Genomic DNA, 20,511 nt, shown 5'->3' with positions numbered 1-20,511 from the left:
ACGGTGCCGCCCGCCGGGACTCCCGGCGGGCGGCACCGTTTTCGCCTCACGCCGGCTCCCAGCCCCGCTCCGCGACGAGCTCGCGCAGGGCAGCGTACCGCTGCTCGAACTCCGCGTCGTCGGCCGCGGACAGGAAGAACTTGTGCACGAAGTCGGTGGAGTTGTCCACCTGACCCGCCCGCCTGCTGCCGAAGCACAGGTGCACGCCCAGCTCCGGCGGCAGCGACCCGGCGTCGAAGGGCACCGCGACCGCGTCCGGCCGCGAGTAGAACCCGACCAGCCCCCAGACCCGGCCCAGGCCGTCCGACGGCGCCGGCGTCAACGGCTCCACCCCCGACTGCGCACGCAGCGCCGCCGAGATCAGGTCGACGCCGTGCGCCTGCCGGACGATGTAGGCGATGCCCCCGCCACCCGGCCGCGCCGCGATCTCGCAGAAGACGATCCGGTCGTCGGCGGTGTGGAACACCTCCAGGTGCGTGACGCCTTCGCCGAGGCCCAGGTGCCGCACGACCTCGGCGTGGTACTCGCCGATGCGCCTGCTGAGCTCGCAGTCCTGCAGGGTGACGCTGCCCTGGACGCCCGACGAGCGGAAGTCGCCGGGCTGGGTGAGGTAGCGCGAAACCGACCCGAACACCGCCTCGCCGTTCTCGACGACGCCGTCGCAGTGGTACATCACGCCGGCGACGAACTCCTCGACCTCGACCCCGCTGGGGTCCAGCGCGAGCAGCTCCCGGCGGGCCGCGTTCACCTCGTCCACTGTGGACACGATCCGCACGGTGGTGGACCCCATGCCCATCCGGGACTTCACCACGTACCGCTCCGTCGCCCACGGCAGCTCGGTGAGATCCCGGTCCACCTCGACGAACCGGGGCACGCCCGGGCAGCCGGCGTCGCGCAGCGCGCGTTTCATCACGACCTTGTCCCGGAACCGCAGCGCCGAGTCCACGTCCTGGCCCGGCAGGCCCAGCTCCTCGCGCAGCTCGGCGGCCACCACCATCAGCTGCTCGCTGATGGTCACGATCCGGTCCGGCCGGGTGGTGGCGGCCAGTTCGTAGACCGCCTTGCGCACGTGCTCCTCGTCGTAGATGTCCGTGCAGGCGGCCACGTGCGGGAAGTCGGCCGGGTCGTGGCCGCCGAGCGCGCCGTTGTACTCCGTGGACACGAGCTGCCGCTCGGCCGGCGCCACCGGCACCCGGCACGCACCCTGGAAGAACAGTTCGCCGTAGGGGTGGCTGTTGATGACGAGCACGCTCATGACACGGCCTCCGGAACAGGATCGGGGATGGGTTCGGTGGTGACGTCGCGATCGGTGCGGACGCGACGGATGGGGGACAGGAGCATCCAGAGGGCACCCGCGGCACCGCCGGCGACCGCGACCCAGATCGTGGGCCGCAGCCCGATCTGCTCGCCGAGCACACCACCGAGCACCGCGCCCAGCGGCTTCATCGACCAGTTGACCATCCGGATCGTGGCGCCGACCCGGCCTTGGATGCGCACCGGCGTGGTGGTCTGGCGCAGGCTCACCAGGTTGACGTCCAGCACCGACAGGCCCAGGGTGGTGAGGAACTGCGCGGCCACGAGCATCAGCACCACGGCGAGCACGTCGCCGCCCGCCGAAGCGACCAGAACCGGGGCCAGGCCGAACAACGCCGTGCCCACGATGACCGCGCGGCCGGTGCCGAGCCGCTTGGCGACGGTGCCGGCGAACACGCCGCCGACCACCGCACCGAGCCCGCCCAGCAGCAGGATGGTGCCGTAGAGGGCCGCGCCGATGTGCAGGACCTCGACCACGTAGAGCGCGAAGACCGCCAGCAGCACGAAGTTGAACAGGTTGACCAGGCTCATCGCGAACGCGGGCATGGCCAGCACCGGCGTGCGCAGCAGGTACCGCGTGCCCTCGACGACGTCGGCGAGGATCCGCCGCTTCGGCCCGGGCTCGCAGGGCGGGTCGTCCTTGATGCGGGACAACAGCACCGCCGAGACCACGAACGACACGGCGTCGATCGCGATCGCGATCGGCGCGGTGAACGCCTGCACGGTGACGCCGCCGAGGCCGGGACCCGCGACCTGGGCGCCGGAGCGCGCCACCGTCACCGCCGAGTTCGCACCGACGATCTGCTCCTTCGGGATCACCTGCGGGATGTAGGAGGTGTAGGCCACGTCGAACCACACGCTCGCGCACCCCGCCAGGCAGGCCACCAGGTAGAGCTGCGTCATGCCCAGCACCCCGAACAGCGCGGCCACCGGCACCGACCCGAGCAGCACGGCGCGGCACCAGTCGGCGATGATCAGGATCCGCCGTCGCCGCAACCGGTCCACCCACGCGCCGACCCACAGGGCGAGCACCGGGTACGGCAGCACCGCGAGCGCGGCGAGCAAGCCCATCTCCGCCGGGGTCGCGTCGAGCATCAGCACCGCCGAGAGCGGCAGCGCCACGATCGTGACCTGCGAGCCGACAGCCGAGAAGGTCTGCGCGGTGGAGAGGGTCAGCAGGTCGCGGTTCATCCGGCTCATTCGTCCGCCTTCCGGTAGAAGCCGATGCGGAACTCGTTGGTGTGCGCGCCCAGACCGTGGTCCAGCCACATGGCACCGGCACCGGGCAGCATCTCGGTGACCCGGAACGGCTGCGTGCTGGACTGCACGCCCTTGACGAAGATCTCCACCAGCAACGGGTTGCGGAAGTCGACGAAGATCGGCTTCGGCTCCTCTTCGAAGCTCACGAACACCTGGTCGGGCAGGCCGTGGTCGTGCTTGATCCGCCAGGCCAAGCGCTGGTTGTCGAACTGGAAGATCTTGCGCTTGGCCGGCTCCGGCTCGATCCACCAGGTTTCCCGGGCGAGCACGAAGCGCCCGACCCGCAACCGCGGCAGGTGATCGGCCGCCGGGCCGCCGAGGAAGTCGGTCATCCGGTAGGCGCGCACCCCGGTGAAGCACCCGAACAGCGACCCGGTTTCGTCGGCGAGCCACTGCTGCGGCGCCACCACCAGCTCCACCTCGCCGTGCCGGTCGCCGTGCAGCGCGAGGCGATGGCCCCGGTCCCGGATGGTCAGCTCGTCCGGGGTGAGCCGAAGCCGCTCGGGCTGGGCCGAGCGCGCGGAGAACTCGATCTGCGGGCTGCCGAAGGGCACCCGCACGGACATCTTGCCGCGGTGGGCCTTGAGGGGTTCGCAGATGACCGTGTCGCTCAACGCCTCGCGGTGCGCCGCGCAGTCCTCGGCGAGCGAGCCGGGGTCGGGGTGCAGCAGGGCGAACGTGCTCGCGAGGACCTCGTGGAGGGCGTGCACCTCGCCCAGCACCCAGGTGAATTCGCCCGCCCGCACGGCGTCGTCGTCCGCGGCCGACAGGTGCAGGTCCGCGCTGCACAGCGCCCAGGCGTCGAACGGCGCGTCGCCGAGGTGCTCGTGCACCCACGACAGCGGCAGGACCACTTCGGACCGGTGCCGGTTGGCGTGCAGGACGGCCGACAGCGGCGCCGGGTACTCGGCGCGCTGCTTGTCGTCGAGCACCTGCAACCGGGTCGAGAGGTCCGTGTCGGCGGCCGCGGCGAGAGCCTGGTCGACGGTGACCACCGACCCGGCCCCGAACGTTTCGGTGAACCACCGGTGGCATTCCGCGCGCCGGGCCCGCAACCGGGCCAGCGGCAGCTGGAAGAGCAGCTCCAGCAGCTGCGGGAACTCCTCCCGCAGGCTGGCCGCGGCGGGACCGGCCAACGTCGCCGCCCCCCAGTCCTGCCGGCAGTCCTCGTACCAGAGCGTGCGGTCGGAGGCGATCTGGCCGCCGTCCCGCGCGGTAGCACCGGCCCCGGTCCCGGCGTAGCCCTCGTTCAGCGCTTCCACCGCGGCGATCCGCGCCGGGAGGCCGCGGGCGTCCTGCACCCGCTGCCGCAGCGCGTCCAGCCGGTCCAGCTCGGTGAGCCACCGCTCGCGCGGCGCGGCGGGCAGCGCGGCGACGCGCTCCCGCAGGAACGCGAACGGTTCGGGCGCCCCGGAGGGGATCGTGATGTCCACTTCGAGCGCCGCGCAGTCCACCAGCTCGGTGAGCTGCGCGGCCAGGCGCTCCGGATCGGTGCCCGACGCGGCGGCAACGTCGGCGATGGTCCGTTTCCCGTCGCACAGCGCGAAGAGCTCGCGCAGCGGCGGCCCGGTCAGTTCGGCCACCGGCTCGACCAGCGGCGGGTGCCCGGCGAAGTCGACCCGCCGCGCGCCGCCGTCGGTGAGGAACGTCTGCGTCGCCGGTCTCGGCGTCAGCGCGGGCCACACCTGAGGGTCCGCCGACACCAGCCGGGCCAGCTGCTGCACCGACCAGTTGCTCCAGAACACCCGGTTGCGCAGCTCGCCCGGCCCGGCGAAGGCGAACGGCTCGTCCGGGGTGCCGGTGCGGACCCAGGCCAGCGGCCCGAAGAAGCTCGAGGTCTCGTTCTTCGTGCACAGCCGCTGCAGGTACATGGTCAGCAGCTGCACCCGCCGCTTCACCCGGTGGTTGAGCGTCGCGGGCACGTCTTCGTGCACCCAGTCCCGCAACCGCTGGTAGGCCTCCGGACTGGACAGGTAGACGGCCTCGAGGGCACGTTCGTCGCGCCCGGCCCGGACCAGCTCGCCGACCGACGCGCGCAGCACGTCGTCGAACCGGTCGGGCAGCGCGGCCCAGTCACCGCCCGCGGCCGCCGTGCGCAGTTCCTCGGCGAACTCGTCGTCGCGCAGCGGGGCGAGGAGGTCGAACGGGAAGCCCGCTCGACGCAACATGGCCCACGAGGACATGCTCCATGCGCTCATACCCGGTTCCCTTCTCGAGATTCGGCGGCCGCGCTCAGCGCGGCCTTGAGGTGACGGGCGGTCTCCGCGGCCCGCGGCGGGTAGACCACGTCGTGGTGGTTGCCGGCGAGCTCGACGACGTGCAGCCGCCCGTCGGTGCGCTCCTGCCAGCCCTGCGGGTCGACCTTCGGGTTGGGCAGCGCCGGGTGCTTGTCCCGGGCCCGGAACAGGTGCACGTCGGCACGCACCCGGGCGGTGTTGGCGTACTTCTCCGCGGCGTAGCCGTTGGCGGTGAACACCCGCATCATGCGGCGCACCGTGGCCGAGCCGGCGCGCGGCGCGAGCCGGCCCTTGGCGTGCGCGTCGCGCAACAGCACGTCGAAGAAGTCCTGCTCGTCGAGGTCGGCGACGCCGTCCGCGCCGAGTTCGGCGCCGATGCGGAACCGTTCCGCGTCGGACTTGTCCCGGTACCACTGCTCGACGCCGTCGCGCCCGAACACGCGGGCGTCGATCGGGCCGAGGAACTCGATCTCCTCGCCCTCGGCCTCCAGCCGCAACGCCATGGCGTAGGCGACGTTGCCGCCGTAGGACCAGCCGGCCAGTGCGTAGGGCCCGTGGGGCTGCACCTGCCGCAGCTCGACGAGGTACCGCTCGACCATGTCCTCCAGCCGGTCCAGCGGTGGCTCGTCGGTGTTCAGCCCGACCGCCTCGATGCCGTAGACGTCGCGGTCGTCGGCGAGTTCCCGGGCCATCGCCGCGTAGCAGCAGACGTCGCCGCCCTGCGGGTGGATCAGGAACAACGGCGTGCCCGTGCCGCCCCTGCGGGCCAGCGGCACCACCAGCCCGGCCGGGACGTCGTCGAGCGCCGTGCAGAGCCCTTCCACCGTGGGCCTGGTGAACACCGTGTTCAGCGGCAGCACCACGTCGAACTCCTGCTTGATGGCGTCGACCAGCTGCACCGCTTTGAGGGAGTGCCCGCCGACGGCGAAGAAGTCGTCGTGCACGCCGATCGGGCCGCGTTCGAGCAACCGCTCCCAGACACCCGCCATGCGCAGCTCCACCGCGTCGCGGGGCGCCACGACCTCCCCGCCGAGCGCGGCGAGATCGTCGACCGGGGTGGCCAGCAGCGCCCGCCGGTCGACCTTGCCGGTCGGGGTCAGGGGCAGCTCCGCCAGCGTGGCGAAGCGGGACGGCACGAGGTGGCTCGGCAGCTGCGCGGTCATCCGGGCGGCGATGGCCGCGACGTCGGTGACGTCGGTGTCGAGCACCAGGAACGCGACCAGCTCCCGCTGCAGCGCCTCCCCGCGGGGCACCACCGCCGCGGCCCGGACCCCGGGCAGCGCGGTGATCGCGGCTTCGATCTCGCCCGGCTCGATCCGGATGCCCCGCAGCTTGAGCTGCTGGTCCACCCGGCCGTGGAAGCGCAGCCGGCCGTCCGGGGCCCAGCGCACGAGGTCGCCGGTCCGGTACATCCGCCCGCCGGCCGGTCCCCACGGATCGGGCACGAACCGCGCGGCGGTCGCCCCGGCGGCGCCGGCGTACCCGCGGGCGAGCCCGGGGGTGGCCAGGTACAGCTCGCCGACCGCGCCGGCCGGCACCGGCCTGCCCTCGCGGCCGAGCACGTACCCGCGGGCGCCGGGGATCGGCCGGCCGATCGGGGCCGCGCCGTCGATCCCGTCGCGGCCCTCGAGCGTGTGGTAGGTCGAGGTCATCGTGCACTCGGTCGGGCCGTAGTGGTTGACCAGCCGCATCCGCGGTCCGATTTTGGCCGCGTCGCGCACGTGCTGGGCCCCGAGCACCTCGCCGCCGACCATCGCCAGCCGCAGGCTCGTCCCGTCGTAGCCCGGTTCACCCGCGCCGATGGCCAGCGCGGACACCATGGACGGCACGAGGCTCATCAGCGCGGTCACCCGGTGTTCGGTGACGATCCGGGTGATCGCGTACGGGTCCTTGGCCTGCTCGTCGGTGAGCACGACCAGCTGCGCGCCCTGGCCGAGCGTGCCGAAGATCTCGCGCACGGACGCGTCGAACCGGGTGCCGGCGATCTGCGGCACGATGTCCTGCCCGGACAGGGCGGTGACCGCCCGCAGGTACCGCAGGTAGTTCGCCGGCCCGCGGTGCGTGGTCGCGATGCCCTTCGGTGTGCCGGTGGAACCGGAGGTGTAGAAGATCGCGGCGAGCCGGTCGAGGTCGGCCCCGACGCCCGGGTCGGTGGCCGGGTGCGCCGCGAGGTCCACGGCGCCGACGTCCACGACCGAGCTTTCCGCCGGCGTGTGCTGCGCAAGTGGCCCGGCCAGGTCGGCGCCGGCCAGGACGAGCCGGGAACCGCAGTGGCGCAACACTTCCGCGTTGTGCGCGGCCGGGTGCGCCGGGTCGACGGCGACGTAGCCGCCGCCCGCCTTCAGCACGCCCAGCAGCGAGACGACCAGTGCCGGGCCGCGGTGCTGGGCGATGCCGACCGGTTCGTCGGCCCGCACCCCGCGGCCGAGCAGCCAGTGGGCCAGCCGGTTGGCGCGGGCGTCGAGCTCCGCGTAGCTCAGCCGCTCTTCGCCGAACCGCACGGCGATCGCGTCCGGGGTGGCGGCGGCCTGCGCCGCGACCTGCTCGTGCACCGGCGCCACCGCGGCGTCCGGCGTCGCGGCGGGGAGTTCCTCCGGCGTGCTCGGGGTGAGCCGCGAGAGCGGGATGTCCGGCGCGGCGACCGCCTGCTCGACCAGCGCCTGGAACGCGGCCGCGAACCGCTCGACCGTGCGGTGCTCGAACAAGTCCGTGGCGTAGACGAACGAGCCGTGGATCCGCGTGCCCCGGTCCAGCAGCGACGCGACCAGGTCGAACTTCGCGGTCGTCGCGGCCGGGTGCAGCTGCTCGGCGGTCGTGCCCGCGAACTCCAGGTGCCCGACCGAGTCGTCGTCCATGGTGAACAGGACCTGGAAGAACGGGTTGCGCGAGGCGTCGCGCTCCGGGCGCAGCTGCGCGACCAGGTCCCCGAACGGCACGCCCTGGTGGTCGAGCGCGGCCAGCAGGCCGTCCCGGGCGCGCCCGGTCAGCTCGGCGAACGTCGGGTCGCCGGTGACGTCGGCCCGCAGGGCCAGGAAGTTGATGAAGCAGCCGATGAGCCGCTCGACGGCGGGGTCGGCCCGACCGGCGACGGGCGTGCCGACGATGGTCTCCCCGGCGTGGGTGTATTCGGCGAGCAGGTACTGGAAGGCGCCCAGCAGGGTCTGGAACGCCGTGGTGCCGTGCTCGCGGCCGTACGCGCGGATCGCGGCGGTCAGCTCCGCCGGGAACGCCCAGCGGACCTCGGCCCCGCGGCCCGAACGGACCGGCGGCCTCGGGTGGTCCGTGGCCAGCTCACCGCTGGGCGCGTCCGCGAGCTGCGTCCGCCAGAATTCCAAGTCGTTCGCCACGGCGCCGGCGTCGCGGTGGTGCTGCCAGTAGGCGACGTCGCCGTAGCCCAGCGCCAGCTCCGGCAGCTCCGGCGTCCGGCCGACCACATGCGCGGCATAGGCGGTGGACAGTTCCTCGCGCAGCACGGTCCACGACCAGCCGTCCATCGCCGCGTGGTGCACGACGACCACGAGCAGCTGCTCGTCCGGGCGCAACCGCACCACGCGCATCCGCAGCAGCGGCGGCGCGGTCAGGTCGATCGGGGTGGCGATCTCCTGGGCCACGGCGGCGTCGGCCTTGACCGGCAGGTCGGTCTCGGCGACCGCGGTCAGGTCCGTCACCTCGACCCGCGGACAGCCGGCCTGCGGCACCTGCACCGGCTCGCCGTCGTGGGTCTCGAACCGGGCGCGCAGCACCTCGTGCCGGTCGGCCACCGTGGTCAGCGCCGCCTGCAACGCGGCCAGATCGAGCTCGCCGGTCAGCCGCAGCACGGTGTGCACGTTCAGCTCGCCCGCGCGTTCCCCGAGCCGGTCGAGGAACCACATCTGCCGCTGCGTCGGCGAAAGCGGGGCCACGGTGCCGGCCGGACGGCGGGTGAGCCCGACCGATTCGGCGCTCGCGTCCGCCCCGGCTTCGGCCAGGACGGCACACAGCCCGGCCACGGTCGGGCCGGTGAACAGCCGCTGGACCGGCAACGTGACCCCGTACTGGGCGCGCAGCCGCGTCACGACACGGATGGCGTGCAGCGAATGGCCGCCGACGGCGAAGAAGTCGTCGTGCACGCCGATCGAGGGCAGCCCCAGCACGTCGGCGACGACACCGGCCACCGCGTGCTCCAAGGGAGTGCGCGGCGCGACCGAGCCCGCGCCTGCCGTCGGGACGCTCGGCTCGGGCAGCGCGGCGCGGTCCACCTTGCCGTTTGCGTTGAGGGGCAACGTTTCCAGCTCGACCAGGGCCGAGGGCACCATGTACTCGGGCAGGTGGCGCCGCAGGTGCTCGCGGACCGCGTCGAGGTCGCCGGTGCCGTGCCAGACGACGTACCCGGTGAGCCGGCGGTCGCCGTCGCCGCCGAACACCGTGGCCGCCGCACGGGCGACGTCGGAGTGCGTGGCGAGGATGGTCTCCACTTCGGACAGTTCGATCCGGTGGCCCCGGACCTTCACCTGGGAGTCCGCGCGCCCCAGGTACTCGAGCGTGCCGTCGGCGCGCCACCGCGCCAGGTCCGAGGTCCGGTAGAGCCGCCCGGCCGAGCCGGCCGGGTCGGGGACGAACCGCTGCGCGGTCAGGCCGGGCCGGCCGTGGTAGCCGCGGGTGACGCCGTCGCCGCCGAGGAAGATCTCGCCGACGACACCGGGCGGCACCGGTCGCATCCGCGCGTCGAGCACGTGCACGGTGGTGTTGTCCAGCGGCGTGCCGATCGGCAGCGGCCGGTCGGGTGCGGCGTCGCCGATCGCCGTGCGCACCGACCAGACCGTGGTTTCCGTCGGGCCGTAGTAGTTCCACAGCTGCGCGACCTTGGCGGCCAGCTCGGCGGCGAGCACCGGCGGCACCGCCTCGGCGCCCGCGACGGCCCGCAGGTGCGGGGCCGTGAACCCGGTGTCCAGCAGCATCCGCCACGTCGTCGGCGTCGCCTGCATCACCGAGACCCCGGCTTCGGCGATCAGCGCGGCCAGCGCCTCGGGGTCCATGGCGGTGTCGCGCGGGACCACGGCGATCGTCGCGCCCGCCAGCAGCGGCGTGATCAGCTCCGGGACCGACATGTCGAAGGCGTAGGAGGCCAGCGCCGCGACCGTGTCGCCCGGCCCGATGCCCAGATCGCGGATCATCGACGCGGACAGGTTCAGCACGCCCCGGTGCGGCACCATCACGCCCTTGGGGCGGCCGGTCGACCCGGACGTGTAGATCACGTACGCCAGGTCGTCGGGGCTCGGACCGGCCGGCGGACCGGGCACGCTCGCGGGCAGGTCGTCCACGCACAGCGCGGTGACGCCCGCCGGCAAGTCCAGCCGGTCCAGCAGGTCCGTGGTGGTCAGCACGAGCGCGGCGCGCGCGTCACCGAGGATGTGCCGGATGCGGGCCGCCGGGTACTGCGGGTCCACGGGCACGTACGCGGCGCCTGCTTTGAGGACGCCGAGCATCGCGGCGATCATCGAGCAGGTCCGGCCGACGTAGAGCGCGACCCGCGCGTCGGGGCCGGCTCCGCGTTCGCGCAGGACCGCGGCGATCGCGTCGGACGCGACGTCCAGCTCGCCGTAGGACATCAGCTCGCTGCCGCAGCGGACGGCGGTGGTGGCCGGCTGCCGGCGGGCGACGACGGCGAACAGCTCGGGGATCGTCGCGGAGCTCGCGTAGCGGACCGTGGTTTCGTTGCGGGCGGCCAACGCGGCGGCGTCGTGGCCGGTGAGCACGGCCAGCTCGCTGACCCGCGTACCGGGTGCGGTGACGGCGTCGAGCAGCAACGCCAGGTAGCTGCCGGCGAACCGGTGGGCGGTGGCCGCGGTGAACAGCGCCGAGTCGTACTCGAGGGTGCCCGAGAGGGTCTCGCCGTCGATCACGGTCAGCGCGAGGTCGACCTTGGCCGTGGCGCTCGCGAGCGGGAGCTCCGAGGTCGTGAGCCCGGGTGCGGCCAGCGTCGTGCCGGACTCGCCCTGCACGGTGAACAGCACGTCGAACAACGGGTTGCGCGAGGCGTCGCGCACGGGCTGCAGGGCCTGCACGAGCCGGGTGAACGGCACGCCCTGGTGGTCGTAGGCCGCGAAGGTGTCCTCGCGGACGCGGTCGAGCAGGGTCACGAACGGCGGGTCGTCGGCCAGCGCCGGGCGCAGCACGGAGGTGTTGACGAACAACCCGATCAGCGGCTCGAACCGCACCTGCGGCCGCAACGCGATCGGCGTGCCCACCGCCACGTCGTCCTGCCCGGTCCACCGCGCGAGCACGGCGGTGAAGGCCGCCATCAGCACGGCGTAGGGCGTCACGCGGTGCGTGGCGCAGAATTCGCGCACCGCCCGCGCGGTCGCCGCCGGGAAGGCGAACGGCACGCGTGTGCCTTCGCCGGAGCGCACCGCGGGCCGCGGGTGGTCGGCCGGCAGCTGCAACGGCGTCGGCGCGGCCAGCCGGGTGCGCCAGTACGCGAGGTCGGCGTCCGCGCCGGTGCCCGCGAGCAGTTCTCGTTGCCAGGCCGCGTAGCCGGCGTACTGACCCGGCAACGGCGCGAACTCCGGCGCGCGGTGGGCGAGAGCCGCCCGGTAAGCCGCGCCGAACTCCCGCCAGAACACGCCGAGCGACGTCGCGTCGACCGCGATGTGGTGCAGCACCGCGACCAGGTACCAGTCGTCGTCGGCGCACCGCACGAGCGACATCCGGACCGGGACGTCGTGCGCGAGGTCGAACGGCCTCGCCGCTTCCTGCCGGGCGTAGGTCAGCGCCTGTTCCGCGGGCTCCGGCACCCCGGTCAGGTCGACCACCGGGACCTGGGTGCCGGCGGCCAGCACGACCGGCACCGGGGTGCCGTCGGTGTCGCGGTAGACGGTCCGCAGCACGTGGTGGCGCTCGAGCACGGCCCGCAGCGCGGTGATCACCGCGGCCGGGTCGAGGGCGCCGCGGACGTGCAGGGCGCGCGGGATGTTGTAGAGCGGGGTGCCCGCGGCCAGCTGGTCGGCCGTCCACACCCACCGCTGCTGCTCGGAGAGGACGGCCGGACCGGCAGCGGGCGGCGGGGACTCGTCGGTGGCGCGGTCGTGGGCCGCGCGCAGCCGCCGGTTCAGCGCCTCGCGCACCGCGGGGGACATCGTGGGTGTGGACATGGCTGCCTTCCCAGGTGGAGGGGGTGCGGGTGGGCCGGTCAGGCGACGGCGAGGCGGACCGGGCGGAACAGCTGTGCGGCGGCGGCGGCGAGCACCGCGGTCGGGTCGATCACCGGCACCACGGGCCGCGGGTCGAGGGCGAAGACGATCGGCAGCTCGGTGCAGCCGGCGATCACCGCGCCCGCTCCGGCCGCGCGGAGTTCGGTGGTGACGGCGCGCAGGCGGCCGGCGGTCCGCTCGGACACGTCACCCGCCTTGACCGCCCGGATCACGGCCATCACTTCTTCCTGGTCCGGCGGTGCCGGGACCAGCAACGGCCGCCCGGCCTCGGCGAACGGTGCGGCGTAGAGGTCGCTCTGCGCCGCCGCGGTACCGGCGAGCAGGCCGACGGGCACGCCCGGTGGCAGCAGGCCGGTCACCTCGGCCACCGTCGCGTCGACCATGCTGAGGAAGCGCGCCCCGGTGACCGCGGCGACCACGGGCAGGAACAGGTGCGCGGTGTTGCAGATGGCCACCAGCACCGAGGCGCCCATCGCCAGCAACGCGCTCGCGCCGGTGATCAGCGCCGGGGTCGGGTCGGGCCCGCCGTGGCACAGCGCGTCGGTGCGGTCGGGGACCCTCGGGTCGTTCCAGACGACCACCGGCACGTGGTCCTGGTCCCGCTCCGCCTCGGTCGCCCGGACGAGCTTGTCCAGGAAATCGACGGTGGCGGCGGGCCCCATGCCGCCGAGCACTCCCAGCATGATCAGCTCCTCCCGGTCGGGGTCGCGGCGCAGCGTTCGCAGGAACGGCCGGCCGCGAAGTGGTTGATGTCCGCGGACAACGTGGTGAGCAGGTCGCCGGCGGGCTGCGGACGGCGCGCGCAGGCGTCGTTGTGCCGTCGCACGGCGGGGGAGAAGGGCAGCGCGCCGAAGTCGCGGTAGCGGATCGCGCCCCGGGCATCACGGCCGGGCACGACCACGGACTTCGCGTGCACGCTCGCGCTGAACGGCACGTCGAGCGTGCCGCGGGCGAACGCGGAAACGATGCGGGGCAACGGATCCGCCGCGTCGAGCACCGGGTCGAGCAGCTCGGTGACCTCCCGCCGGAGCCAGCCGCACTCCTCGGCGAGCAGGCCCTCGTCCAGCTCGACGAAGTCCAGCAGCGGCGACAGACCCAGTTGCGCGCACCGGATCCCGTCGGCGTTGACCTCCGCGCTCGGGATGCCGCTGGCCTCGTGGACGGTCTTGTTGATCACCTTCGCCGCGCCGCCGAGCCGGGCGGTCAGCGCGCCCAGCAGGATCAGCGACCGGGCGCAGCCAGGGCACCGCGGGAACACCCCCATGAACTCGTGCAGCACCGGGTGGACCTCGACGTGCGCGGGCAGGTACCGCCCGGCCAGCGCCGGGATGGCCCGCAGCGCCGCGGTGTCCTGGTAGACCTCGCCGCTCTGCGGGTAGGCGATCGACACGCAGCGGACCCCGGCATCGGCGGCGAGCCGCGCTTCGGCGAACGCACACGCCAGGCTGATCGACGGGGGCATCAGCACGCCGGTCAAGGTGCCGAAGAGCTCCCGGTCGACGACCACGCCCGCGGCGGCGAGTTCTCCGCAGGCGGTGTCGACCTCGCGCCACGACTCGAGCGAGTCCCGCAGCGGAACGTCCTTGCAGTAGGGCAGGTTGTAGCCGATGCCGCCGCCCTCGAACGAGGTGATCCCGGACGCCAGGGTGCACGCGAACAGGTCGCGGGCCTCGGGGGAGCCGTGCCGGACCTCCAGGGGCACCCCGGCCGCGGCGGCGAGCTCCCGGCCGCGTTCCCACCCGTGGGCGAGCAGCGGGTAGCCGTTGAGGTCGGCGGGGCGTTCCCGCAGCACCCGGGCGGCGGTGCCGAAGTGGCCCAGCCGCGTGTGCGAGTCGATGGTCACCGACAACAGGCCGGGGCCGGCTTGGTCCAGGGTGCGCAGCGACGCCAGCATCCGGGCGTGCTCGCCGACGCCGCAGCGCGGCTGCACGAACGGCCGCCGGGCCGCCCGCAGCACGTCGACCGCGTGGCGGCGCTCGGGCGCGCTCAGCCACGACACGACCTCCGGCCACGGTGGCAGCGCGGCCGCGGTCGCCGGGCTCACGGTCATCGGGAAATCGGCGGTGGTGGGTGCGGACACGGCTACACCGCCACCTTCGGCCGCAGCGAGTCCAGCAGCGGGACCAGCTCGGCCGCGTCGGTCAGGACGCGGTCGACGCCGAGCTCCAGCAGCCGGCGCCGGGCGTCGGCGGACCGGTCGACGCCGACGGCGAGGTTGCCGCCGACGACCACCGGGCACCGCAGCTCGCCTTCGGCGCGCAGCGCGGGCAAGTCCCGCAGATCGGCGTACGCGTGCCCGTTCAGGCTGCCGATCAGCACCGCTTCCGCGGTGGGGTGCCGGCGCAGCGCCGCGGCGAAGTCCGCCAGCGGTGTGCACGTGCCCAGGTTGACCACCTCGAAGCCGGCCTGGCTCAGGTGCATGGCGATCAGCCGGTTGGCCACGGCGTGGGCGTCGCTCTCCGCGACCCCGAGGATCACGAGTCTTTGCGGGGCCATGCAGGTCCTTCCGTCGTGCCGGTTCGCGTGGATTGGCTCTGCACAGCGGACTCCCCGCCGGTATCGCCGCGCCTTCACCGGACCGGTGGCGGCCCGCCGTCCGGTGATGGCGCGGTGAAGGCGGCTCGAAGGCGGCCGCCGGTGTCATCGCTGGCATCGACCGAGCCGAGAAGACGGAGCTGCAGATGACCATCGCTGTGACGGACCTGGACGCGGCCCAGACGGCGCCGTCGTTCACCGTGGTGCCCGGTGCCGTGGTGCACCAGGTGCTCGACGGGGCGCGACGCGAGGTGATCGACGTCGTCGAGGAGGCCTACCGCACCCACGGCGCGGGGGCGACGGTCAACCCGCCGTCCTCCTTCCTGCGGTTCCCGGAGCGGCCGGCCTCACGCATCATCGCGCTGCCCGCCTCGGCGGGCGGCGCGATCGGGGTGGACGGGATCAAGTGGATCTCCAGCTTCCCCGAAAACATCGCCAGCGGGCTCCCGCGCGCCTCCGCGGTGATGATCCTCAACGACCAGCGCACCGGGTACCCGACCGCCTGCCTGGAGGCCTCGATCATCAGCGCCGCCCGCACCGCGGCGTCCGCGGCGCTCGCCGCGCGCACCCTCACCGCGGGCCGGCCGGCACCGCGCCGGCTCGGCATCGTCGGGGCCGGGCTGATCAGCCGCTACGTCTACGAGTACCTGCAGGCGGACGGCTGGGAGTTCGAGCGGATCGGCATCCACGACCTGTCCACCGACCACGCCGGCGGGCTGCGCGAGCGCATCGAGCGCGACGGCGTGCCCGCCGAGGTGCACCCGGATGCCGAGAGCCTCGTGCGCGGCAGCGACCTCATCGTGTTCGCCACCGTGGCCGCCACCCCGCACATCGACGCGCCGGAGTGGTTCGACCACCACCCGGTGGTGCTGCACGTCTCGCTGCGCGACCTGGCGCCGTCGGTGATCCGGGCGGCCGCCAACTTCGTCGACGACGCCGACCACTGCCTCCGGGCCGCCACGTCGGTCCACCTCACCGAACAGGAGACGGGCAACCGGAACTTCCTGGCGGGCACGTTGTACGACGTGCTCACCGGCGCCGTCGCCCCACCCGCGACCGACACCATCGTGTTTTCCCCCTTCGGGCTCGGCGTACTCGACCTCGCGGTGGCCAAGCTCGTCCACGGCCGCGCGCAGGACGCCGGAGCGATCACCGTCGACGGGTTCTTCCACGAACTGCGCCGGCACGGCTGAGCGGCCGCGCGCCGGACGGGAGGTTCGACCAGTCATGCCGGTCATCACCGGACCACACCAGTACGTGGAGGACGATCTCTTCATCGACCTCGGCCCCACGTTCCACCCGGGCCTGCACCTCAAGTGCGAGGGCTTCAACTTCGGCGGCTCGGTCAAGCTGAAGGTCGCGGCCGAGATGGTCGACCGGGCGCAGCGCAGCGGTGTGCTGCGCCCGGATTCGATCCTGGTCGAGTCCTCGTCGGGCAACCTCGGTGTCGCGTTGAGCGCGGTCGCGGCCAACCGCGGCCTCGGGTTCGTCTGCGTCACCGACAGCCGGTGCAACCCGACCACCGTCGCGCTGATGCGCGCGCTCGGCGCCACCGTCCACGTCGTCACCACCCCGCACCCCACGGGCGGCCTGGTCGGTGCGCGGGTGGCGCTGATCCGCGAACTGCTCGCGGCGGACGACCGTTGCGTGTGGACCAACCAGTACGCCAACCCGGCGAACTGGACCGCGCACTACCGGCGGACCGCCCCCGCCATCCTGCACCGGTTCCCGGAGCTCGAGCTGCTGTTCGTCGGCGCGGGCACGACCGGCACCCTGATGGGGTGCGCGCGCTACCTGCGTGACACCGGCAGCAGCGCACTGATCATCGCGGTCGACACCCACGGCTCGGTCAGCTTCGGCGGCCCGCCCGGGCGGCGGCTGATCCCGGGGCTGGGCATGGGGTTCCGGCCGCCGTTGCTCGACCGGTCCTATGTGGACGACGTGGTGCTCGTGGACGAGGCCGAAACCGCGCGGACCTGCCGGGCGCTGGCCCGGCAGGGGTTCCTGCTCGGCGGCTCCACCGGCACCGTGGTGGCCGGGGCGCTGGCCTGGCTGGCCGGCTCGGCGCGACAACCGGGCACGGCCGTCGCCATCTCGCCCGACCTCGGCGAACGCTACCTGCAAACCGTCTACGACGACGAATGGCTGCGGGCCGGCTACGGCCCGGATGTGCTCGAACCGGGGGCAGGCACCCGCCGCCCCGAGCCGATGACCGCGGTCGGGTGAGCGGTGGCCGCGCCGACCGATCGACTGGGACCGAAGGAGAAACCATGACCACATTGGACCGGCTGATCGCCGCGCAGGCGGCCCGCACGCCGGACGCGCAGGCCGTCGTCGACGCGCGGCGGGCGCTGACCTACCGCGAGCTGGACGAGCTGGCCAACGCCACCGCGGCCCGCCTCAAGGCGCTCGGCGTCGGCCCCGAGGTGCGCGTCGGCGTCGTGATGGACCGGGCGGTGGAGATGGTCGTCGCCGTCCTCGCCGTGCTGCGGGCCGGCGGCGCCTACGTGCCGGTCGAGCCCGACTCCCCGGACCAGCGCGTGGCCGACACCCTCGACATCGCGGGGGCCCGGATCACCCTGACCCAGCCGTCCTGTGTGGACCGGATGGTGTCGCTGGGCCAGCAGCCCGTGCTCGTGGCGGCCACCGGCTCCCCCGTGCCCGTGTCCGCGCCGACCGGCGGGGACAACCTCGCGGCCGTCTACTGCACGTCCGGTTCGACCGGCCGGCCGAAGGGCGTCGGGTGCCCGCACACCGGCTGGATCAACCGGATGCGCTGGATGCAGGACCGCCACGACCTGCAGCCGGGCGAAACCGTCCTGCACAAGACCACGCTCACCTTCGACGACGCGGCCGTGGAGCTGTTCTGGCCGCTGATGCACGGCGGCCGCGTGGCCGTGCTGGAGCCCGGCGCGCACCGCGACCCGCGGGCCATCATCGACGCCGCCGTCAAGTACCGGGTGGTGCACCTGCAGTTCGTGCCGAGCGTGCTGGACCTGTTCCTGGACGCGCTCACCGACGACGACATGGCGGGCCTGGCGTCGCTGCGGTCGGCGTTGAGCAGCGGCGAAGCCCTGCGCCCGATCACCGCCCGGCGCTTCTCGGCCCGCTTCGGCGACACCGTCGAGCTGGACAACACGTGGGGGGTGACCGAGGCGTCGATCGACTCGACCCACCACCGGGTGACGACCGAGGACGGCCTGTCCGCCGACGAGAGCGTGCCGATCGGCACCGACATGACCGCGTGCGAGGTGCGCGTCCGCGACGCGCGGCTCGACGAGGTCCCGGCCGGGGAGATCGGCGAGCTGTGCATCGGCGGCGAAGGCCTGGCCCGCGGCTACCTCGGTGACCCGCGCCGCACCGCGCTGGCGTTCGTGCCGGCTCCCGGCGGCCGGCGCGTCTACCGCACCGGCGACCGCGCGGTCCGCCGCGCCGACGGGACGATCACGTTCCTCGGCCGCGTCGACAACCAGGTGAAGATCCGCGGCGTCCGCGTCGAGCTGGGCGAGGTCGAGGCCGCGCTGGTGGCCCACCCGGCCGTGCTGGGCGCGGCCGTGGTGGCGGTGCCCGCGATCGCGGGCGGCAAGCAGCTGGCCGCCTACGTGGTGGCCGAACCGAAGACGACCGGCGCCGACCTGCGGGCCTACCTCGGGGACCACCTCACCTCCTACGCGATCCCCAGCACGATCACGTTCGTGGCCGCCTTGCCGTTGCTGGCCAGCGGGAAGGTCGACCGCAACGCGCTGACGGCGGTGGCCCCCACCGCACCGGAGGAGGAGCCGGCGGCGTTCCTGGCGCCCCGGACGACCACCGAGGAGACGGTCGCCGCGATCTGGTGCGCGGTGCTCGGCCTGGACCGCGTCAGCATCGACCGGGACTTCCTCGACGCCGGCGGCCACTCGCTGCTGGCGGTGCGCGTGCTCAGCCGGCTGCGGCAGGCGTACGAGCTGAACCTGCCGATCAAGCTGATCTTCGAGTACCCGACCGTGCAGGACACGGCCGCGCGCATCGAACAGCTCCTCCTGGCCGACCTGGCCGAAGTCCACTGAATTTCCGCACACCGAAAGGGCACCCACGATGTTCGAGAACACCGGCACGTTCCAGGTCGTCGTCAACGACGAGGAGCAGTACTCGATCTGGCCCGCGGACCGCGACCTGCCCACCGGCTGGCACGCGGAGGGCACGACCGGGCCGCAGGAGGACTGCCTGGCCCACATCGACGCGGTGTGGACCGACATGCGGCCGCGCAGCTTGCGCGAGCGCATGGCCGCAGCGCACTGACCCCGGATTCCCGTGAGGTGGACGGGTTTTCTGCTCGGCGGAGGACCCGTCTCATCTCGGGGTCAGCGCAGTACGGTGCAGCGCATCGAGAAGGACAACCGATTTTGATCATTCTCGCCGAATTGCCGCACAGGGCATTCTTGCCCGGACGTTCTTTTCTTTCCCCGCGCGGATCGCGTGGCTTCCTGGCGTGCCGCGTCCAACCCGGACAATTGACATAAGACGTCATACGACTTACGTTATTTGAATTCCAGGGTCGACGGAGCCCTCTGGACAGTCCCCGTGCGGGAGTGTGATCAGCGATGATTCAGCGACGTCGGTGGCTTGTCGTCATCGTGGCGGCGATGGCGGTGGCGGGGTGTTCTACCTCCACGGGTACCTCGCCGAGCGGGTCGAACTCCGCGGGGACCGTCGGGGGTGATCTGACCATCTGGGTGGACGCGGCGCGCCTGCCCGTGGCGCAGGCCTATGCCAAGGCGCATCCCCAGGTCCACGCGAACATCGTCACCTTCGACGGCGACGGCAACGGGGCGACCACGTTGCAGACGAAGATCCAGCTGTGGAACCGGACCGGCAAGGGCTGGCCGGATGTGCTCTTCAGCGAGCAGGTCAACGATCCGGTGTGGATGGCGCAGAAGCCGTTCGAATTCGCCGCGCCGGTCAAGGATCTCCTCAAGCAGGACGTGCTCGGCCAGTGGCCGGCGAGTTCGACCGCCCAGTGCACGATCAACGGTACGCAGTACTGCGTGCAGGACAACCTCGCCCAGGTCGTGCTGTGGGTCAACAAGACGCTGATGGACCGGTTCCACTACGCGGTGCCGAAGACCTGGCAGGAGTGGGCGAGCCTCGGTGAGAAGGTCGCCACGGAACACCCGGGCTACATCGTCGGCAACGTCGGGGATTCGTTCAGCCACTGGATCTACCTGTGGGGCAACCAGTGCCCGCTCGAGCAGGTGCACGGCACCAGCGTGCACATCGACGCGACGGACTCGCACTGCACGCGGGTGGCCGGTCTGCTCGACCCGCTGATCAAGAACGGCACGGTGCCGCCGCTGAGCGTGTTCACCCCCGACTTCGCCCAGAAGTACGGGGGCGCCGACAGCAAGGTCCTGCTCATGCCGGGGCCGTCGTGGTACGCCCAGGCGGTCTTCGACCAGGCGCTGCACGTCCCGGCGAAGCAGATCACGGCCGCGCCGCCGCTGCAGTGGGGGACCGACACGCCGGTGACCACCGGCCAGGTCGGCGGTGGGCCGTGGATCATGTCCCGGCACTCCACCAACCTCACGACCGCGGCGGACTTCGTCACCTGGGCCACGACCGTGTTCAACCCGAGCGGTGCCGACGCCCGGCCCGGTTATCCGGCCTACGCGCCGCTGGCCACCAAGTGGCTGGAGCAACAGGCCGCCAACCCCTACTACGCCGCCGATCCGACTCCGGCGCTCAAAGCCGCCGCCGACCAGATCTGGCCGGGCTGGAACCTGGTCTCCTACCCCGACCAGCCCGTCTGGTCCACCAGCGTGATCACGGAGCTGGTGGCGGGCAAGCCGCTGAGCTCGTTGCTGGAGCCGTTCGGGAAGGCGCTCAAGCAGGCGGCACAGGCGGCCGGGTATGCGGTCGACTAGGGCCTGTATCGAAGTTGTCTCCGGCAGGTTGAGCTGGAGTTGACCGTGCTGGGCGTGTCGGCGGCCGAAATA

Annotated in this window: 12 protein-coding genes; 5 read left to right on the top strand and 7 right to left on the bottom strand. The window is 73.1% G+C overall.

All coding sequences use genetic code 11. The features are described from left to right. Positions 1-46 precede the first annotated feature (46 nt). The 7 genes from ISP_RS25030 to ISP_RS25000 are packed head-to-tail and all read right to left on the bottom strand — an operon-like array spanning position 47 to position 14,497. Positions 47-1,255, bottom strand: a complete 1,209-nt coding sequence (locus ISP_RS25030) for an ATP-grasp domain-containing protein (protein WP_013226635.1) — start codon at positions 1,253-1,255, stop codon at positions 47-49. Next, a complete protein-coding gene (locus ISP_RS25025) occupies positions 1,252-2,514 on the bottom strand; it encodes an MFS transporter (protein WP_013226634.1) in 1,263 nt (420 codons plus the stop codon). Before ISP_RS25025 ends, ISP_RS25030 begins: the two co-directional genes overlap by 4 nt. Then, entirely contained in the window at positions 2,511-4,772 is a 2,262-nt protein-coding gene (locus tag ISP_RS25020; protein ID WP_230468340.1) for a lantibiotic dehydratase, read from the bottom strand. The genes ISP_RS25025 and ISP_RS25020 overlap by 4 nt, the downstream gene beginning before the upstream one ends. Continuing rightward, on the bottom strand, positions 4,769-11,941 hold the full coding sequence (locus ISP_RS25015) for an amino acid adenylation domain-containing protein (RefSeq protein ID WP_013226632.1): 7,173 nt from the start codon (positions 11,939-11,941) through the stop codon (positions 4,769-4,771). The genes ISP_RS25020 and ISP_RS25015 overlap by 4 nt, the downstream gene beginning before the upstream one ends. 38 nt (positions 11,942-11,979) lie before the next feature. After that, on the bottom strand, positions 11,980-12,684 hold the full coding sequence (gene cuyB / locus ISP_RS25010) for a cysteate racemase (protein WP_013226631.1): 705 nt from the start codon (positions 12,682-12,684) through the stop codon (positions 11,980-11,982). 2 nt (positions 12,685-12,686) lie between these two features. Continuing rightward, positions 12,687-14,081 (bottom strand): methylaspartate mutase, encoded by a 1,395-nt coding sequence (locus ISP_RS25005; protein ID WP_013226630.1) that lies wholly within the window; start codon positions 14,079-14,081, stop codon positions 12,687-12,689. 2 nt (positions 14,082-14,083) lie between these two features. After that, on the bottom strand, positions 14,084-14,497 hold the full coding sequence (locus tag ISP_RS25000) for a cobalamin-dependent protein (protein ID WP_176742145.1): 414 nt from the start codon (positions 14,495-14,497) through the stop codon (positions 14,084-14,086). A 185-nt stretch (positions 14,498-14,682) separates the two neighbouring features. Here ISP_RS25000 and sbnB point away from each other — a divergent pair, with 185 nt between their 5' ends. The 5 genes from sbnB to ISP_RS24975 all read left to right on the top strand — a co-directional run bounded on the left by sbnB (position 14,683) and on the right by ISP_RS24975 (position 20,439). Then, positions 14,683-15,729: a 2,3-diaminopropionate biosynthesis protein SbnB gene (gene sbnB / locus ISP_RS24995; protein WP_013226628.1), complete on the top strand. Its 1,047-nt coding sequence runs from the start codon at positions 14,683-14,685 to the stop codon at positions 15,727-15,729. A 34-nt stretch (positions 15,730-15,763) separates the two neighbouring features. Further along, positions 15,764-16,762, top strand: a complete 999-nt coding sequence (gene sbnA / locus ISP_RS24990) for a 2,3-diaminopropionate biosynthesis protein SbnA (protein ID WP_013226627.1) — start codon at positions 15,764-15,766, stop codon at positions 16,760-16,762. Positions 16,763-16,806: 44 nt separating this feature from the next. Further along, positions 16,807-18,585 (top strand): non-ribosomal peptide synthetase, encoded by a 1,779-nt coding sequence (locus ISP_RS24985; RefSeq protein ID WP_013226626.1) that lies wholly within the window; start codon positions 16,807-16,809, stop codon positions 18,583-18,585. Positions 18,586-18,613: 28 nt separating this feature from the next. After that, a complete protein-coding gene (locus ISP_RS24980; protein ID WP_013226625.1) occupies positions 18,614-18,817 on the top strand; it encodes an MbtH family protein in 204 nt (67 codons plus the stop codon). 434 nt (positions 18,818-19,251) lie between these two features. Next, the gene (locus ISP_RS24975) at positions 19,252-20,439 is read left to right on the top strand and encodes an ABC transporter substrate-binding protein (protein WP_013226624.1); all 1,188 of its coding nucleotides are present in this window, start codon (positions 19,252-19,254) and stop codon (positions 20,437-20,439) included. Positions 20,440-20,511: the final 72 nt, after the last annotated feature.

The organism is Amycolatopsis mediterranei, from assembly GCF_026017845.1.
GTDB classification, from domain to species: Bacteria; Actinomycetota; Actinomycetes; order Mycobacteriales; family Pseudonocardiaceae; genus Amycolatopsis; species Amycolatopsis mediterranei.
This window is presented reverse-complemented; position numbering and strand designations above follow the sequence as displayed.

Bases quoted from the DNA above. Each gene is read 5' to 3' on its own strand.
- ISP_RS25025 (WP_013226634.1), bottom strand. From the start codon at position 2,514: ATGAGCCGGATGAACCGCGACCTGCTGACCCTCTCCACCGCGCAGACC.
- sbnB (WP_013226628.1), top strand. From the start codon at position 14,683: ATGACCATCGCTGTGACGGACCTGGACGCGGCCCAGACGGCGCCGTCG.
- ISP_RS25015 (WP_013226632.1), bottom strand. From the start codon at position 11,941: ATGTCCACACCCACGATGTCCCCCGCGGTGCGCGAGGCGCTGAACCGG.
- ISP_RS24980 (WP_013226625.1), top strand. From the start codon at position 18,614: ATGTTCGAGAACACCGGCACGTTCCAGGTCGTCGTCAACGACGAGGAG.
- cuyB (WP_013226631.1), bottom strand. From the start codon at position 12,684: ATGCTGGGAGTGCTCGGCGGCATGGGGCCCGCCGCCACCGTCGATTTC.
- ISP_RS25020 (WP_230468340.1), bottom strand. From the start codon at position 4,772: ATGAGCGCATGGAGCATGTCCTCGTGGGCCATGTTGCGTCGAGCGGGC.
- ISP_RS25030 (WP_013226635.1), bottom strand. From the start codon at position 1,255: ATGAGCGTGCTCGTCATCAACAGCCACCCCTACGGCGAACTGTTCTTC.
- sbnA (WP_013226627.1), top strand. From the start codon at position 15,764: ATGCCGGTCATCACCGGACCACACCAGTACGTGGAGGACGATCTCTTC.
- ISP_RS25000 (WP_176742145.1), bottom strand. From the start codon at position 14,497: ATGGCCCCGCAAAGACTCGTGATCCTCGGGGTCGCGGAGAGCGACGCC.
- ISP_RS24985 (WP_013226626.1), top strand. From the start codon at position 16,807: ATGACCACATTGGACCGGCTGATCGCCGCGCAGGCGGCCCGCACGCCG.